Here is a 16,486-nt window from a genome sequence, read left to right on the forward strand (position 1 = left end):
GCCGCCGCGAAGCCCTCGCCGCCCGAGGGAAAACCCCTGCGATGCCACAGACCGGCGGGCTGGGTAATTCACGATCGAGTGCATTATTCTCCGGTCCATCGCGCACCCGCGCCCGCCTGCCCTGGAGAAACCCATGTCCCGACCCACCCCCTTCCATGCCCTCGTCACCGGCGCCACCGGCGGCATCGGCCACGGCATCTGCCGGGCGCTGATCGACCAGGCCGGGCGCGACGGCCGCGCGCTGACCCTCACCGTCACCGGCTCGCGCGCCGGCGAGAAGCTCGATGCGCTGGCCGCCGGCCTGCGTGCGCCCGGCGTGACGGTGCACGCCCTGGGCGGCGACGTCACCGACCCGGCCCGCTGCCGCTCGCTGGTCGAGGACGTCGTGGCCCTGGGCGGCGACCTGTCCGCGCTGGTGTGCGTGGCCGGCGCCTCGGCGCCGGGCAAGCTGGCCGAGATGTCCGTCGAGCAGTGGGACCAGTGCTTCCACCTGAACACCCGCTCGGTGTGGCTGATGGCGCAGGCCGCGCGGCCCAGCCTGCTGCGCACGCGCGGCAGCATCACCGCCATCGCCTCCATGACCGGCCTCCAGCCGATCCCCGGCATGGGCGCCTATTCCCCGGCCAAGGCCGCCCTGGTGATGCTGTGCCGGCAACTGGCGCAGGAATGGGGGCCTGACGGCATCCGCACCAACACCGTCTGCCCCGGCATGATCCGCACCCCGCTGACCGAGGCCGTCTACCAGGACGACGAGACCCGCGCCCGCCGCGAGGCCCTGGTGCCGGTGGGGCGCATCGGCACGCCGGCGGACATCGGCCACGCGGTGGCCTACCTCGTGAGCGAGGGCGCGTCCTACGTCAATGGCGTGGACCTGCTGGTCGACGGCGGCATCTCCGGCCACATGATGGCCATGATCCCGGGCCGGCCCGGCAAGGCCGCCGCGCCGAAGTCCTGATGGCGGCCGCCCGCAAGCCCCGTCCGCCGCAGCCGCCCGGGGAGGCCCAGGGCGAGCGGCGCCAGCGCGACGCCGAGCGCTCGCGCCGCCTGATCCTGGCGGCGGCGCGCACCCACTTCGCCGAGCAGGGCCTGTCCGGCACGCGCCTGGACGCCGTGGCCCAGGAAGTCGGGCTCGACAAGCGCCTGATCTATTACTACTTCGGCAGCAAGGAGCGGCTCTTCGTCGAGGTGCTGGTCGACGCCATCGCCGACATCCGCCGCGAGGAGATCCGCCTGAACCTGCAGGACATGGACCCGGTGGACGCGGTGCGCACCCTGATCCGCTTCTCCTGGGACTACTACCTGCGCCATCCCGAATTCCTGCGCCTGATCAACACCGAGAACCTGCACCAGGCGCGGCACCTGGCCCAGTCCGACAACATCGGCCGCATCAACGAGCCGCTGGTGGAGTCGCTCGCCGCCATCCTCGAGCGCGGGCGCGCCGCCGGCGTCTTCCGCGGCGGGGTGGACCCGCTGCAGCTGTACATCAGCATCGTCGGCCTGACCTACTACTACGTCTCCAACCGCCACACCCTGGCCCTGATGTTCAAGCGCGACCTGATGACGCCGCGCGCGCTGGCGGAGCGCCTGTCCCACGTGACCGACGTGATCCTGGGCTACCTCCTGATGCACTGACGCCCCAGGGTCTGTCAGCGAATTCCCCGGGCCCAGGGAATTCGCTGACAGACCCTAGGGTCACCCCGAATGTTATTCACTGGGTCGTGAAATAGACTGGCCCGGCCGTCAGCGGTCGCCGGGCCTGCGCCTGCGCCGTCGAGACCGGCCGAACGATCAACAGGAGACGCCCCATGTCCATCGCCATGAACCGCCGCGCCCTCGTCCAAGCAGGTGCCGCACTCGCCGCCACGAGCCTGGTCCCCGCCGCCTTCGCGCAGGCGAGGATTCCGCTGACTTTCTCGGAGACGATGACCGACCAGGACGTCCGCGCCAAGCTGCTGGTCGAGAAGTTCGGCCCCGCCCTCGGCCCGGACTTCGAGTTCAAGCCGTACTTCGGCGCGACCCTGTTCAAGCAGGGCACCGAGATCGTCGCGATGCAGCGGGGCAACCTCGACATGGGCGCGCTGTCGGTCTCGGACATCCAGCGGCAAATCCCTGAATGGGGAATTGTGGGCGCCCCCTACGTCCTGCGCGACCTGGCCCACATGCAGAAGACCTTCGCCAGCGACGTCGGCAAGGAGCTGTTCAAGATGTCCGAGGACAAGATGGGCATCAAGATGCTCTCGGTCTTCTACATCGGCACGCGCCATGTGAGCCTCAAGCCCAAGAAGAAGATCAACAAGCCCGCCGACCTGGCCGGCATCAAGCTGCGCATGCCCGCCGGCGAGGGCTGGCAGTTCATCGGCACGGCGCTGGGCGCCAACCCGGTGCCGGTGGCCTTCACCGAGGTCTACACCGCGCTGCAAAGCGGCGCCATCGACGCCCAGGACAACCCGCTGCCGCTCACGCGCACGATGAAGTTCTACGAGGTCCTGAGCCAGTACGTGCTGACCAGCCACCTGGTGAACTTCAACATCCTGTCCATCCGCAAGTCCAAGTGGGACACGCTGAGCGCCGCCCAGAAGCAGCGCCTGCAGGCGGCCGCCGACGACGTGGCCGCAGCCATCACCGCGCAGATGGTCAAGGAGGAACAGGAGCTGGTCGCCTTCATGAAGTCCCAGGGCCTGGACGTCTACGCCCCCGACACCAAGGCCTTCCGCGACCACGCGATCGAGATCATCAAGAAGTCCAAGTACCTCGCCGAGTGGAAGCCCGGCATGCTGGACCGCATCAGCGCGCTCTGATGCCCGCCCGCGGCGGCGTCCCGGCAGGCGCGCCGCCGCGCCTTCCCGCTGATCCCGAGGGGGTTTCATGCTTGCTGCAATGAGCCGGGCGGGGCGCTGGTCCCTGGCCCGGTCGGAGAACGTCGCCGCCTTCCTGATGGCGACGATGATGGTGTCGTTCCTGTACCAGGTGACGGCGCGCTACGTGTTCAACGCGTCGACGCCCTGGGCCGAGGAGATCTGCGTCATCGCCTGGATCTGGTCGGTGCTCTGGTGCTCGGCCCTCGTGGCCAGGCCGGAGGACGACATCCGCATCGACCTGATCACCGTCGCCGTGCCGCCGCTGGCGCGCCGGGTGATCGAGGGGGGCTGCGCCGTGGCGGTGATCGTGCTGTTCGTGATCGGCCTGCCCGGCGCCTGGAACTACATCACCTTCATGCGCGTGGAGACCACCGCCGCCCTGGGCTGGCGCTTCAACTGGGTCTTCGCGGTCTACATGCTGTTCTCGCTGGCCGTGATCGTGCGACAGGCCATCGTGCTGTGGCAGGCCGTCACCGGCAGCGCGGCGCAACGCTTCCTGGAGGGCCGGGAGGCCGCCGAACTATGAGCTTCATCCAAAGCCCGTTCGGGCTCACCGTCCTGATCATCTTCGGCCTGAGCATGCTCGGCGCGCCCATCGGGCTGGCGATGATCGGCGCCTCCATCTTCTACCTGTTCGCCGTGGGCCAGGACATCGGCATCGCCGCGGAGCAATTGCTGCAGGGCCTGTACGGCAGCTACACCCTGCTGGCGATCCCGCTGTTCATCGTGGCCGCCAACTTCATGTCGGTCGGCGCCCTGAGCGACCGCCTCATGGACTTCTGCAATGCGCTGGTGGGCCGCTTCCGCGGCGGCCTGGGCCACGTGAACGTGATCTCCAGCCTGATCTTCGCCGGCATGTCCGGCTCCGCGGTGGCCGATGCGGTGGGCGTGGGCAAGCTCACCATCGAGATGATGGTCAAGGGCGGGCGCTACACCCACAGCTACGCCGCGGCCATCACCGCCGCGACCGCGGTGATCGGGCCCATCATCCCGCCTTCCATTCCCATGGTGCTGTATGCGCTGGTGTCGGACGCCTCGATCGGCTACCTGTTCCTGGCCGGCGTGATCCCCGGCCTGGTGATGACGGTGGTGATGTCCGGCGTGAACTGGTACATGGCGGTCAAGCACGGCTTCCCGGTGGAGAAGCCGGTCCCCCTGCGCGAGCTGCCGAAGATCACCTGGCACGCGCTGCCGGCGCTGATGATGCCGGTGGTGCTCCTGGGCGGCATCTACGGCGGCGTGATGACGCCGACCGAGGCGGCCGCCGTCGCCGCCGCCTACGCGCTGGTGATCTCCTGGCTCCTGTACAAGTCGGTGACCCTGCGCGCCACCTACGCGTCGCTGATCGCGAGCGCCCGCAACACCGCCTCGGTGGGCATCCTGATCGCCGGGGCGCTGGTGTTCAACTACGTGGTGACGGTCGAGAACATCCCGATGGCGATCAAGGCCTGGCTGGACACCTTCCAGCTCACGCGCGGCGAGTTCCTGCTGATGGTGAACCTGCTGCTGCTGGGACTGGGCTGCCTGCTGGACGCCAGCACCGTGCTGCTGGTGATCGTGCCGATCCTGATCCCCACGGCCCAGGCCCTGGGCGTGGACATGGTGCACTTCGGCCTGGTGGTGGTGATGAACCTCATGATCGGACTGATCACGCCGCCGTACGGGCTGCTGCTGTTCATCGTGGCCAACATCACCAAGGCCCCCTTCAAGTCCATCGTGCGCGACACGATGCCCTTCATCTACGTGCTGGTCGCGGCGCTGGCGGTGCTCACCGCCTTCCCCGACCTGGTGCTCTGGCTGCCGCGCCTGTTCGGCTACAAGGGATAACGAGCTTCCATGAACCATTACGACGTCAAGGGCCGCGTCGCCGTCATCACCGGCGGCGCCGGCGGCCTGGGCCGCGCGATCGCCCAGCGGCTGCTCGAAGGCGGCGCGACCGTCTGCATCTGGGACCTGGCCGCGCCCGCGGCGCAGCCGGGCCTGCATTTCCTGCAGGTCGACGTGACCCGCGAGGACTCGGTGCGCGAGGCCGTGCGGCGCACGCAGTCCGAGGTCGGGCCGATCGACATCCTGGTGAATTCGGCAGGCATCACCGGCCCGGTGCTGCCGGTGGCCGAGTACTCGCTGGAGGCGTGGCAGCGGGTGATGGCGATCAACCTCACCGGCACCTTCCTGTGCTGCCGCGAGGTGGTGCCGCAGATGCAGGCGCGCAACCGCGGCCGCATCGTGAACATGGCCTCGATCGCCGGCAAGGAGGGCAACGCGGGGCAGTCGGCGTATTCGGCGGCCAAGGCCGGCGTGATCGCGCTGACCAAGTCGCTGGGCAAGGAGCTGGCCGCCACCGCCATCCGCGTGAACTGCATCGCGCCGGCGATGGTGGCCACCGACCTGCTCGACCAGATGACGCCCGAGAAGCGCCGCGAGAACCTGGCCCGCATCCCCATGGGCCGCGCCGGCGAGCCGGCCGAGATCGGCGCGCTCGCAGCCTGGCTGGCCAGCGACGACTGCTCCTTCTGCACCGGCGCGGTGTTCGACGCCTCTGGCGGCCGCGCCACCTACTGATGCCGGCCATGACCGAGACCACCAGGGCGCGCATCGCCGTGATCGGCGCCGGCCTGATCGGCCGCGAGCACGTGGCGCTGCTGCGCCGCCACCCCGGCGCCGAGCTGGCCGCCATCGCCGACGTCACGCCCGAGGGCGAGGCCCTGGCGCGCGAGTGCGGCGTGGCCTGCCACGCCGATTACCGCCGCATGCTGCGCGAGGTGCCGCTGGACGGCGCCATCATTGCCCTGCCCAACCAGCTGCACCTGGAGGCCGGCCTGGCCTGCATCGAGCACGGCGTGGCCATGCTGATGGAAAAGCCGGTGGCCGACACGCTGGCCTCGGCGCTGGCCCTGGCGCAGGCGGTGGAGGCCGGCGGCGTGCCGCTCCTGGTGGGCCACCAGCGCCGCCACAGCCCCGACATCGTCGCCGCCCACCGCGCCATCACCCAGGGCGAGCTCGGCCCGCTGGTGACCGTCAACGGCATGTGGTGGATGCACAAGAACGAGCGCTACTTCGATGCCGAGTGGCGCCGCCGCCCCGGCGGGGGACCGTTGCTGATCAACCTGATCCACGACATCGACTGCCTGCGCTTCCTGTGCGGCGAGGTGGAGACGGTGCAGGCCAGCGTGTCCAGCCATGCGCGCGGCTTCGCGGTGGAGGACACCGCGGCGGTGATCCTGCGCTTCGCCAACGGCGCCCTGGGCACCTTCAGCCTGAGCGACGCCGTGCCCTCGCCCTACACCTGGGACGGCAGCTCCGGCCAGGCGCTGTACTTCCCCTCGCAGCGCGAGAACTGCTATTTCATCGGCGGTCGCCGCGCCTCGCTGGCCGTGCCCACGCTGGCGCGCTGGCAGCACGAGGGCGAGGGCCGCTGGCAGGACCCGCTGGTGTGCCATCAGGTGCAGCGCGAGGTGGCCAGCGCCTACGAGCGCCAGCTCACGCACTTCCTGGCGGTGGCCGCGCGCCGCGCGCCGCCCGTGGTCAGCGCGCGCGACGGCATGCGCACGCTGGCGACGATCCACGCGATCCAGCAGGCCGCCGCGAGCGGGGCGCCGGTGCGGGTGGACGAGGTCATCGCCGAGGCGTCAGGCGAGGTCGCATGATCCCCGCGATCGACATGTACTGCTACCACCGGTACTTCGGCGAGGTCTACCCCGGCCTCGAGGAGGACCCGGGCCGGCGTTTCACCGTGGACGACGTGCTGGCGCGCGTGCAGGCGCTGGGCCTGGGCGGCGTGTCCCTGGAGTCCTGTTTCTTCGCCGACACCGGCGCGCCGGCGGTGGCGGCGCTGCGCCGCAAGCTGGATGACGCGGGCCTGCAGCGGGTGTGGGCCTGGGGCCACCCGGGCGGCCTGCAGTCCGGCGCCGACCCGCAGGCGCTGGCCGACCTGGTGCGCCACATCGGCGTGGCCCGTGACCTCGGCGCGCGGGTCATGCGCATCTGCTGCGGCGGCCGACGCACCCGCCCCGACGACTGGGACACGCACCGCCGGCAGCTGCTGCCGATGCTGCGCGAGGCCGCGCAGGAGGGCGAGCGCCATGGCGTGGTGCTGGCCATCGAGAACCACATCGACCTGCTGGCCGACGAGCTCGTCGAGCTGCTCGAGACGGTGGCCTCGCCCGCGCTGGGCGTTTGCCTGGACACGGCCAACAACCTGCGCATGCTGGAAGACCCGGTGGAGGTGGCGCGCAAGCTCGCGCCCTGGGCCCGCGCCACCCACGTGAAGGACGTGGCGGCGTACCGCGGCAACCCGCGCACCTTCGCCTTCTGGCCCAGCGTGCCGCTGGGGCAGGGGCTGGTCGACCTCCCGACGGTCCTCGGCCTGCTGCACGAGGCGGGCTACGACGGCCTGCTGGCGCTGGAGATCGACTACCTGCACCCCCACCACCACCGCGCGCCCGGCGATGACGAGCGCGCCATCGCGGCGAGCATCGGCTACCTGCGCGGCTTGCTGGGAGAACAGCATGATTGACCTGTCCGGCCAGCGCGTGCTGTGCGTGGGCGGCAGCTCCGGCATCGGCCGGGCCACCGCGCAGCTGGCCCTGCAACTCGGCGCCGACGTGACCCTGGCCTCGCGTTCACCCGCGAAGCTGGCGGCGGCGCGCGAGGCCCTGGGCGGCGGCGCGCGCACCGCCGTTCTCGACGTGACCGACGATGCCGCGGTCGAGGCCTTCTTCGCCGAGGGCACCCCCTGGGACCATGTCGTCGTGACCGGCTCGGACGTGCGCATCGCGCCGGTGCGCGAGCTGCCGCTGGCCCAGGCCCTGGCGTCGTTCGACAGCAAGTTCTGGGGCTTCTACCGCGTCGCGCGCAGCGCCCGCCTGCGGCCCGGCGGCTCGCTCGGCGTGGTCGCCGGCTTCCTGGCCACGCGGCCCGCGCCCGGGCGCGCCCTCATGGGCGCCATCAACGGCGCGCTGGAGAGCCTGGTGCGCGGCCTCGCGCTCGAGCTCAAGCCGGTGCGCGTCAACGCGGTCTCCCCCGCGATGGTGCGCACCGAGATGTGGGCCGGCCTGCCCGAGGCCGCCCGCGCCGAGGCCTTCGCGCGTGCCGCCGCCGCGTACCCGGCGGGGTGCGTCGGCGAGCCCGCGGACATCGCCCGCCAGCTGCTGCTGCTGGCGGCCACCCCCTATGCCACCGGCGTCGTCGTCACCCTGGACGGCGGCGCCTCCATCGGCTGAACCCTGCGAGGACTTCCATGGCTTCCACGATCTACCTGCTCAATGGTCCCAACCTGAACCGCCTGGGCAAGCGCGAACCCCACATCTACGGCAACCAGAGCCTGGACCAGGTGCGCGAGCGCTGCGAGGCCAAGGCCCGTTCGCTCGGCCTGGAGCTGGTGTTCCGCCAGACCAACTTCGAGGGCGCGCTGGTCGAGAGCGTGCACGAGGCCTGCGACGGCAAGGCCGACGGCATCATCATCAATCCCGCGGGCCTGACCTTTTCCTCCGTCGTGCTGATGGACGCCCTCAAGATGTTCGACGGCCCCAAGGTCGAACTGCACATCTCGAACGTGCATGCGCGCGAGGCGGTCTACCACCACTCGCTGATGTCCCCCGTGGTGACCGCGGTGATGGCCGGCTTCGGCACGGACGGCTACACGATGTCGCTGGAGTGGATGGCGCGCCGGTTGGACAAGGCCAGCGCCTGAGCCGCCTGGAGCGCGGCCTCCTGCCGCTGCCGCAGGGCGGCGAGCTGCGCCTCGTGGTCCGAGTCCAGCCAGGCCTCCGGGTCGTCCCGGCGCAGCGACCGCTGCCGGTGCGACAGCCGCTCGATCGCGTCGTCGGCCTGCGCCAGGTCGGCCACCGCGCGGGCCACGCGCGGCCCCAGCGGACCCGCGCAGGCCTGGGCCCGGCGCAGCGCCGCGGCGACCGAGGCGCGTTCGACCGCGCCGCCCAGCCCGCTGCGCTGGGCCGCCAGCCACAGCGCGTACAGCCGCAGCGCCGAGAGCAGGCCGCGCGCCTGCGCCTCGCGCCGCGCGTGCTGGCCGACCCGCGCCACCAGCCAGGCGCTCAGCCCCGCGGCCAGCAGCAGGCCCAGCCCCATCCAGGCCAGGTGGTAGGCGAGTCCGGTCATGGCGGGCGGGTCCATGGTGCCCCGGGGCCTCAGTGCCAGCCGGCCAGCCCGGCCCAGCGGCGCGCCAGCCGCGCGAAGGCGCCGCGGCTGCCGGGCGCGAAGTGGGCCGCCTGCGCCGTGAGCGTGTGGAAGTTGCGCGCGATGCGGCGCGCCAGCATCGTGCGCTGGGCCGGGCCGGCCGCCTGCGGGTAGGCCTTCATCAGCGAGAAGGTGGCGCGCCACAGGTCGCGGCAGGCGTGGGCCAGGGGGTCGTCGGTCGCGGGCACGGGGCGTTCCTCTCCGGGGGGCGGGGTGGGGCGCATCCTAGGCAGCCCCGCGAGGCCGGCCGTGTCAGCGCGCGGCGCGGCCGCCCCGCGCCCGCTCCTACAGCCGTCAGCGCCCGGGGCGGCCGGCGGCGGACGCGCCCTCGGCCCGCGCGGCCTGCGCCCGCTGGTGGCGCTTCTTGCCTGCGGCGCGCGCCTCCTCGCTGGTGAATTCGTGGGCATGGCCGCTCTGGTGTGCCGCACGGCCGCCCAGGCTGGCGATCTCGCGCTGGCGCTTGGGGTCCATGGCGGCGAACCCGCGCAGCCCGCGGCGCGCGGGCAGGGCATCGCCGGCTGGGGCGTGGGAGTCGGGCAGGGTCATGGCGTGGCTCCTTTCAGGGTCGGACGACGGTGTCCCGCCCCGTCCATGGCAACGGGCGTGCCCGCGAGGCCGCCGTCCGGCGCGCCGGGCCCTCAGAGCCCGTAGTCCTTCAGCCGGTTGTAGAGGGTCTTCAGGCTCACCCCCAGCGCGGCGGCCGTGCGCTCGCGGTGGTGGCCGTGGTGCGCCAGCGTCGCCAGGATCACCTGCCGCTCCACCGCGGCCAGCGGCATGCCCAGGGCCACCGCCAGCGTGCCGGCCTGTGCGGCCGGGGCCTGCGCGGGCGGGTCGCGCGGCAGCCAGTCCTCGCCGATCACGTCGCCGGCGGCCATGACCCAGGCGCGCTGCAGCACGTTGCGCAGCTCGCGCACGTTGCCGGGCCAGCGGTACTGCGCCAAGCGGGCCAGCACCTGCGGCGTGGCCTGGCGCAGCGCGCCCTCGCGCTCGCCGATCTGGCGCAGGAAATGCGCCGCCAGCAGCGGGAGGTCGTCGGCGCGCTCGCGCAGCGGCGGCATCTCGATGGGGAAGACGTTCAGCCGGTACAGCAGGTCCTCGCGCAGCGCCCCCTCGGCCACCGCGCGCTCGAGGTCCCGGTTGCTGGCGGCGACCAGGCGCACGTCGGCCTCCTGCGCCGCGGTCGATCCCACGCGCATGAAGGTGCCCGACTCCAGCACCCGCAGCAGCTTGACCTGCAGCGCGGTGGGCATCTCGGTGATCTCGTCGAGGAACAGGGTGCCGCCGTGCGCGCGCTCGAAGAAGCCCTGGTGCTGGCGCTCCGCGCCGGTGAAGCTGCCCCGCTCGTGGCCGAAGATCTCGCTCTCGATCAGGTGCGGCGAGATCGCGCCGCAGTTCACCGCCAGGAACGGCTTGCCCGCGCGCCGGCTCATGTCGTGCACGGTGCGCGCCACCAGCTCCTTGCCGGTGCCGCTCTCGCCGGTGACCAGCACCGTGACCGAGGTGCCCGCCACCCGCGCGACCTGCGCGTAGACGCGGCGCATGCACTCGCTGCGCCCCACCAGGTGGCCGAAGCGGCCGGTGCGCGCCAGGTCCTCGCCGACGGCGCGCTGCGCCGCCCGGGCCTGCGCCTCGCGCTGCGCGGGGCGCAGCAGCCGCGCGAGGCTGCCCTGCAGCGCGCCGGCGCTGACCGGCTTGATCAGGTAGTCCACCGCGCGATGCCGCAGCGCGGCGATCGAGGATTCGAGGCTGGCATGGCCCGTCATGAACACGACCTCGGCGTGGCCGCGCAGGTCGTCCTCGTCCTCCAGCAGGGCCAGGCCGTTGCCATCGGGCAGGCGCAGGTCCAGCAGCAGCAGGTCGGGCTGGTGCAGCGCCATCTGCCGGCGCGCGTCGAGCAGCGAGGGCGCGGTGGCGGCGGACCAGCCCAGGCCGCCAACCAGGGTGGCGACCATGCGGGCGGCGTCGGCGTCGTCCTCGACGATCAGGGCGTGGTCCATCGGGTGCTGCGAGCGGGCTCAGTCGGGGTCGGCCTCGCCCGGGGGGGCGCTGATCATCCAGGCCAGGCGGCGGGCCTGGCGGGCGATGACGCGCCGCGCCTCGCCCGCTGCGGCGCTGTGCGGGGGCGCGGCCTGCAGGACCTCGGCCGCCGCCAGCAGCGCGCCCAGCGGCCCGCGCAGGGCGTGGCGCCAGCGCGCCAGGGCCGGGTCGCGCATGTCGCCGGCCGGGGCCGGGGGCGTGGTCGGGTTCATGCTCCCAGACTACTTCGCACGGGCTGGAATGAGGCACGGGGGCAACCGCCTGTAACCCCGGCCTTGCGGCAAGGACTACCGGTCCGGCGCGCCAGCCGCCGCGGCAGGCACGCCCTGCCGCCGCGCGGCCGTCCCGCGGGTGTGACGCAGGTCCGCGCCGCGCCCGGCGGTGCGGTCACGGCGGGTCTCAGGTGTGAGCAGGCGTGGGGCGCGCGGCCGCGCGGCACGCCGGTTGCGTGGCATGGGGATGCCTGGCCCGATCCTGCCGACCCCGTCGCCTGCGGCACCTGCTCTGCTTGCGTCACTTGCGTCACTTGCGTCACTTGCGTCACTTGCGTCACTTGCGTCACTTGCGTCGATGGCGTCGATGGCGTCGATGGCGTCGATGGCGCGTCCCGCGCCGCGCCCGGAGGCGCCGTGAACCCGTCGCTCGCCCTGCATGCCGCGCCGGCGCTGGCGACCACGCTGTCGCCGCGCCTGCAGCGCGCGGTGCGCCTGCTGCAGATGTCGTCGCAGGACTACGCCCAGGTGCTGCGCCAGCAGCTGGACACCAACCCCTTCCTGGAGCCGCTCGACGGGTTCGGCCCCGGCGAGGCCTTCGAGCCGCTCGACGATCCCCGCGACGACGGCCCGCCCGAGGACGGCTGGGGCGCCGAGCCGCTGCCGCAGGCGCGCGGCGAGCCTGGCGGGGGCCTGCTGGAGACGCTGCAGGCCCCCGCCACGCTGGCCGAGCACCTGTGCGGTCAGTTGCGGCTGCTGCCCCTGCCGCCGCGCGACCGCGCGCTCGCCCTGGCGCTCGCCCATGCGGTGGACGACGACGGCTACCTGCGCATGGCGCTGCCCGAGGCGGCTGCGCCGCTGGCGCTGCGGCCGCCGCCCGACGACAGCGAGCTGGCCATCGCATTGCGCCGGGTGCAGGCGCTGGATCCGGCCGGCGTGGGCGCGCGCGGCGTGGCCGAGTGCCTGCTGCTGCAGCTCGCGCCGGCGCCGCTGCCCGCGCCGCTGCGCGCGCTGGCCATGGCCATCGTCGCCGGCCACCTGGGCGCGCTGGCGGGGCGCGACATCGCCACCCTGGCGCGGCGCCTGCGCGCGCCGCGGGCGCAGGTGGAGGCCGCGGTGCAGGCGATCCGCCGGCTCGACCCGCGGCCCGGCTGGCGCCAGGGCGGGGCGCAGGCGTCCCATGTCACGCCCGACGTGGTGGTGCGCCGCCGGCAGGGCCAGTGGGTGGCCTCGCTCAACCCCGCGGTGGTGCCGCGCGTGCGCGTGAACGACCGCTACGCCGACCTGTTCGCGCGCCACCGCGCGGCCTGCGGCGGCGAGCTCGGCGCGCAGCTGCAGGAGGCGCGCTGGACGGTGCGCAACGTGGACCAGCGCTTCGCCACCATCCTCGCGGTGGCCCGCGCCATCGTGCAGCGCCAGCACCGCTTCCTGGCCTACGGGCCGATGGCGATGAAGCCGCTGGCGCTGCGCGAGATCGCCCAGGCGGTCGGGGTGCACGAGTCCACCGTCTCGCGCGTGAGCCACCAAAAGTTCATGGCCACGCCCGGCGGGCTGTTCGAGCTGAAGTACTTCTTCTCGCGCGGCCTGGCCACCGCCGGCGGCGGCGCCTGCTCGCCGACCGCCATCCGCGGGCTGATCCGCGAGCTCGTGGCCGCCGAGCCGCGCGAGGCCCCGCTGTCCGACGTGGCCCTGGCCCAGGCCCTGGAGCGCCAGGGCCTGCAGGTGGCGCGGCGCACCGTCACCAAGTACCGCCAGCAGATGCGCATCGAGCCCGCGGACAGGCGCTACTCATCCATTCGATAGACTAGGCGGGATTGCATCCCCCTCCATGACGCCCGTCCACCCTGCAGTGACCTATACGCCGACCGAGACCCAGTGGGTCGATGCCGAGCTGGTGCGCAACCTGATCCGCATCGCGCGCAACACCCAGCTGGCGACGTGGCTGATCATCCCGGTCTACGTGGGGGTGCTGTGGGGCGAGGCCCACGGGGCGGCCCTGGCGGCCTGGACGGTGGCCGCGGTGGCCGTGGCGATGGCGCGGATGCTGGTGATGCGGCACTACAGCCTGCGCATCCCGGGCGACGACCCGGTGGCGCAGCTGGCCTACTTCAACCGCTGGCGCCATGTGTGGTCGGTCAGCGCCTTCTCCTGGGCCTCGGTGGCGCTGCTGTTCTTCGACAGCACCAGCCTGGCGACGCAGTTCATGTGCTGGCTGATGATGGCCGGCATCGCGATGTTCGCGGTCAACAGCCTGTCCGGCCACCTGCGCTGCGCGCGTGCCTACGTGGACACGCTCATGGCCACCACCGTGTTCATCCTGGCCTGGCGCGTGGGCGTGGACGTGCCCATGGGCAGTCCCTACATCCACTACTGGCTGATCGGCCTGATGCTGATCTTCTGGCAGGTGCTGCGCCAGGCGGCGCGCCGCCTGCACCAGGGCAGCCGGCGCAACTTCGAGCTGCAGTACCGCAACAGCCAGCTGATCGAGTCGCTCACCCGCCAGACGCAGGCGGCGCTGGACGCGGTGGAAATCAAGAACCGCTTCCTGGCCAGCGCGACGCACGACATCCGCCAGCCGGTGCACGCCCTGGGCCTCTACGCCGACTGGCTGGCCAGCGAGCCGGAGCTGGTGCACGAGATCGCGCCCAAGATCCTCGAGTCGACCAAGGCGGTGAACGCGCTGTTCGATTCGCTGTTCGACCTGGTGCGGCTGGACTCCGGCAAGATCCGCCTGAACCTCACCGAGGTCCGGCTGGACCAGCTGCTGCGCGAAATGGAGGTGCAGTACCGCCCGCTGGCCGAGGCCAAGGGCCTGGAGTTCCGGGTGCGCACCGCGGGCGGGGTGGTGCAGTCCGACGCGATCCTGCTGCGCCGGATCGTCGGCAACCTGGTCTCGAACGCGATCAAGTACACGCCCGAGGGCAGCGTGCTGCTGGCGGTGCGCCATGCCTGGGGCGCGCCGCGCATCGAGGTGTGGGACACCGGGGTGGGCATCGCTCAGTCGCACCAGCGCGACGTGTTCCGGGAGTTCTACAAGGTGCCGGTGCATGCCGGCACGGAAGACGGCTTCGGCCTGGGCCTGTACATCGTGGCCCGGCTCTCGCACATCCTTGGCCACCCGGTCGACCTGGCCTCGCGGCCGGGCCGGGGCACGGTATTCCGGCTGGAGATGAAGCCCAGCGACCCGGACCAGGCGTTCGCCCGGGCCGCGTCTATGGATCAGCTGGCCAGGAGGCCGTGAACGCGGGCGTAGTGGATGGTCTGGGTGCGGCTCTTCACGCCCAGGCGGCGGAACAGGCGCCACAGGTGGACCTTCACCGTGTGCTCGGAGATGCCGAGTTCGTCGGCGATCTCGCGGTTGGACAGGCCGCGGTCCAGCATGACGATGAGCTGCTTCTGGCGCTTGGACAGCTTGTTGTCCGTGGGCGCGAGCTCCTCGAACTGGCCGTCGGCGGCCAGCAGGGCGCGCAGCGCGTTGCCGATCTCGCCGGCGCCGGACGACTTCTCGATGTAGATGTCGGCGCCGGCGTCGATGCAGATCTCCTCGGCATCGGAGGCGGGCGAGGCCGACAGCACGGCCAGGGGCGTGCCGGGGAACAGGTTCTTGATCTCGTGCACGCCCGAGGTGCCGGTGGTGTCGGGCAGCTTCAGGTCCAGGCAGATCAGGTCGGGCGCGCCGTGCTGGCGCACCGCGGCATCGAGGCCGCCCATGCGGTCGAGCTCGACCACGTTGGCTCCCGGACGCAGGCGGCGCAGCAGCATGACCACGGCCTCCCGCATCAGCGGGTGATCGTCGATCACGAATAGATTCATCGGGGAGGTGGGTTTCTGGGCCTGCATGGGTAACGGAACGTAAAGGATGACCTGCGTCCGGCTTTATAGCAGAGCTGGATTAAGCCGGCTCGTTAAATAGCGATAGCGCTGCCTTAACCTCGTCCCGCGTCACGCCCTCGCAACAATCCACCAGGCCTTCCAGGCCGGGCAATCCCTCGGCCTTGAGACGGGCCACCAGCTGGCCGGCGTCCCGGGGCGAGGCGAAGCCGCGGCTTTGCAGCAGCGTGCGGCCGCCCGGCTCGACCAGCTTGAAATAGTGCTGGCCGTCGGCCTCGCGGTACTGCTTGAACACCGGCAGCGCGGCCTTCTCCTGCTTTTTCGCGGGGGCGGCGGCCTGGCTGGCCAGGTTGCGCAGCCCCACGGCCTGGCGCACCCGGGCCAGCAGCGGCGTGGCCAGGGCGCGGGCCTTGCGGGCGCCCTCCTGCAGGATGCGCTCGACCTCGGCTGGGTGGGCGATCAGCTCCTGGTAGCGCGCGCGCATCGGCGCGATCTCGCGGTCGATGCGTTCGAACAGGAGTTGCTTGGCGTCGCCCCAGGCAATACCTTCGGCGTACAGCTTTCGCAGCGCCTCGGTTTCCTCGGGCGTGGCGAAGGCCTGGTAGATCTGGAAGAGGGCCGAGCCCTCGGTCTGCTTGGGCTCGCCCGGCGCGCGCGAGTCGGTGACGATGCCGGCGATCTGCTTGCGAATCACCTCCGGCGGCGCGAACAGGGCGATGGTGTTGTCGTAGCTCTTGCTCATCTTCCGGCCGTCGAGGCCGGGCAGGGTGGCGACCGACTCGTCCACCACGGCTTCGGGCAGGGTGAAGTGTTCGCCGTAGAGGTGGTTGAAGCTGGAGGCCATGTCGCGCGCCATCTCGATGTGCTGGACCTGGTCGCGGCCCACCGGCACCTGGTGCGCATTGAAGATCACGATGTCGGCGGCCATGAGCACCGGGTACATGAACAGGCCGGCGGTGACGTCGGCGTCGGGGTCCTTCCCGTCGGCGCTGTTCTTGTCCACCGAGGCCTTGTAGGCGTGGGCCCGATTGAGCAGGCCCTTGCCGGTGACGCAGGTCAGGAACCAGGTCAGCTCGGGGATCTCGGGGATGTCGGACTGGCGATAGAAGAAGACCTTGTCCGGGTCCAGGCCGGCGGCGATCCAGCAGGCGGCGATCTCCAGCGTGGAACGCTGGATGCGGGCCGGCTCGTCGCACTTGATCAGGGCGTGGTAGTCGGCCAGGAAGTAGAAGTTCTCGGTGCCGGGGCGGCGGCTGGCCTGCACGGCGGGGCGGATGGCGCCCACGTAGTTGCCCAGGTGGGGCGTGCCGGTGGTGGTGATGCCGGTGAGGTAGCGGACGGGAGCGGTCATGC

The 16,486-nt window shown here is 72.0% G+C and carries 19 protein-coding genes; 12 read left to right on the forward strand and 7 right to left on the reverse strand.

Translation table 11 applies throughout. The features are described from left to right. The first annotated feature begins 133 nt into the window (after positions 1-133). The 10 genes from ACT80S_RS04210 to ACT80S_RS04255 all read left to right on the forward strand — a co-directional run bounded on the left by ACT80S_RS04210 (position 134) and on the right by ACT80S_RS04255 (position 8,550). On the forward strand, positions 134-955 hold the full coding sequence (locus ACT80S_RS04210) for an SDR family NAD(P)-dependent oxidoreductase (RefSeq protein ID WP_377413021.1): 822 nt from the start codon (positions 134-136) through the stop codon (positions 953-955). After that, entirely contained in the window at positions 955-1,632 is a 678-nt protein-coding gene (locus ACT80S_RS04215) for a TetR/AcrR family transcriptional regulator (protein ID WP_377413024.1), read from the forward strand. The genes ACT80S_RS04210 and ACT80S_RS04215 overlap by 1 nt, the downstream gene beginning before the upstream one ends. A 173-nt stretch (positions 1,633-1,805) precedes the next feature. Next, a complete protein-coding gene (gene dctP, locus ACT80S_RS04220; RefSeq protein WP_377413027.1) occupies positions 1,806-2,798 on the forward strand; it encodes a TRAP transporter substrate-binding protein DctP in 993 nt (330 codons plus the stop codon). A 67-nt stretch (positions 2,799-2,865) separates the two neighbouring features. Next, positions 2,866-3,384: a TRAP transporter small permease gene (locus ACT80S_RS04225; protein ID WP_377413030.1), complete on the forward strand. Its 519-nt coding sequence runs from the start codon at positions 2,866-2,868 to the stop codon at positions 3,382-3,384. After that, positions 3,381-4,685: a TRAP transporter large permease gene (locus ACT80S_RS04230; protein WP_377413033.1), complete on the forward strand. Its 1,305-nt coding sequence runs from the start codon at positions 3,381-3,383 to the stop codon at positions 4,683-4,685. Before ACT80S_RS04225 ends, ACT80S_RS04230 begins: the two co-directional genes overlap by 4 nt. 9 nt (positions 4,686-4,694) lie before the next feature. Further along, on the forward strand, positions 4,695-5,420 hold the full coding sequence (locus ACT80S_RS04235) for an SDR family NAD(P)-dependent oxidoreductase (protein ID WP_377413036.1): 726 nt from the start codon (positions 4,695-4,697) through the stop codon (positions 5,418-5,420). An 8-nt stretch (positions 5,421-5,428) separates the two neighbouring features. Then, a complete protein-coding gene (locus ACT80S_RS04240; RefSeq protein WP_377413039.1) occupies positions 5,429-6,505 on the forward strand; it encodes a Gfo/Idh/MocA family protein in 1,077 nt (358 codons plus the stop codon). After that, on the forward strand, positions 6,502-7,374 hold the full coding sequence (locus ACT80S_RS04245; RefSeq protein ID WP_377413042.1) for a sugar phosphate isomerase/epimerase family protein: 873 nt from the start codon (positions 6,502-6,504) through the stop codon (positions 7,372-7,374). Before ACT80S_RS04240 ends, ACT80S_RS04245 begins: the two co-directional genes overlap by 4 nt. Then, on the forward strand, positions 7,367-8,080 hold the full coding sequence (locus ACT80S_RS04250) for an SDR family oxidoreductase (RefSeq protein WP_377413045.1): 714 nt from the start codon (positions 7,367-7,369) through the stop codon (positions 8,078-8,080). The genes ACT80S_RS04245 and ACT80S_RS04250 overlap by 8 nt, the downstream gene beginning before the upstream one ends. Before the next feature lie 17 nt (positions 8,081-8,097). Further along, positions 8,098-8,550 (forward strand): type II 3-dehydroquinate dehydratase, encoded by a 453-nt coding sequence (locus tag ACT80S_RS04255; RefSeq protein ID WP_377413048.1) that lies wholly within the window; start codon positions 8,098-8,100, stop codon positions 8,548-8,550. Here the strand turns inward: ACT80S_RS04255 and ACT80S_RS04260 are convergent. From ACT80S_RS04260 to ACT80S_RS04280, 5 genes are all read right to left on the reverse strand, one after another. After that, positions 8,496-8,975 carry a hypothetical protein gene (locus ACT80S_RS04260; protein ID WP_377413051.1) on the reverse strand — a complete coding sequence of 160 codons (480 nt, stop codon included), beginning with the start codon at positions 8,973-8,975 and terminating at the stop codon, positions 8,496-8,498. The two genes, ACT80S_RS04255 and ACT80S_RS04260, sit on opposite strands and share 55 nt — an antisense overlap. A gap of 29 nt (positions 8,976-9,004) precedes the next feature. Further along, positions 9,005-9,241 (reverse strand): hypothetical protein, encoded by a 237-nt coding sequence (locus ACT80S_RS04265; protein ID WP_377413055.1) that lies wholly within the window; start codon positions 9,239-9,241, stop codon positions 9,005-9,007. A gap of 106 nt (positions 9,242-9,347) precedes the next feature. Further along, entirely contained in the window at positions 9,348-9,599 is a 252-nt protein-coding gene (locus ACT80S_RS04270) for a KGG domain-containing protein (RefSeq protein ID WP_377413058.1), read from the reverse strand. Positions 9,600-9,691: 92 nt separating this feature from the next. Beyond that, positions 9,692-11,050, reverse strand: coding sequence for a sigma 54-interacting transcriptional regulator (locus ACT80S_RS04275; RefSeq protein WP_377413061.1), 1,359 nt, complete (start codon positions 11,048-11,050; stop codon positions 9,692-9,694). Between the two features lie 18 nt (positions 11,051-11,068). Next, on the reverse strand, positions 11,069-11,302 hold the full coding sequence (locus ACT80S_RS04280) for a hypothetical protein (RefSeq protein WP_377413064.1): 234 nt from the start codon (positions 11,300-11,302) through the stop codon (positions 11,069-11,071). A gap of 417 nt (positions 11,303-11,719) precedes the next feature. Here ACT80S_RS04280 and rpoN point away from each other — a divergent pair, with 417 nt between their 5' ends. After that, positions 11,720-13,105 (forward strand): RNA polymerase factor sigma-54, encoded by a 1,386-nt coding sequence (gene rpoN, locus ACT80S_RS04285; protein ID WP_377413067.1) that lies wholly within the window; start codon positions 11,720-11,722, stop codon positions 13,103-13,105. A gap of 46 nt (positions 13,106-13,151) precedes the next feature. Then, complete coding sequence (locus tag ACT80S_RS04290; protein WP_377413070.1) at positions 13,152-14,543, forward strand: sensor histidine kinase; 1,392 nt, start codon at positions 13,152-13,154, stop codon at positions 14,541-14,543. Here the strand turns inward: ACT80S_RS04290 and ACT80S_RS04295 are convergent. Then, the gene (locus ACT80S_RS04295; protein WP_377413073.1) at positions 14,522-15,115 is read right to left on the reverse strand and encodes a response regulator transcription factor; all 594 of its coding nucleotides are present in this window, start codon (positions 15,113-15,115) and stop codon (positions 14,522-14,524) included. The genes ACT80S_RS04290 and ACT80S_RS04295 overlap by 22 nt on opposite strands. Before the next feature lie 79 nt (positions 15,116-15,194). Next, positions 15,195-16,484, reverse strand: a complete 1,290-nt coding sequence (locus ACT80S_RS04300; RefSeq protein WP_377413076.1) for a tryptophan--tRNA ligase — start codon at positions 16,482-16,484, stop codon at positions 15,195-15,197. Positions 16,485-16,486: the final 2 nt, after the last annotated feature.

The sequence above is a fragment of the Ramlibacter sp. MAHUQ-53 genome (assembly GCF_052600055.1).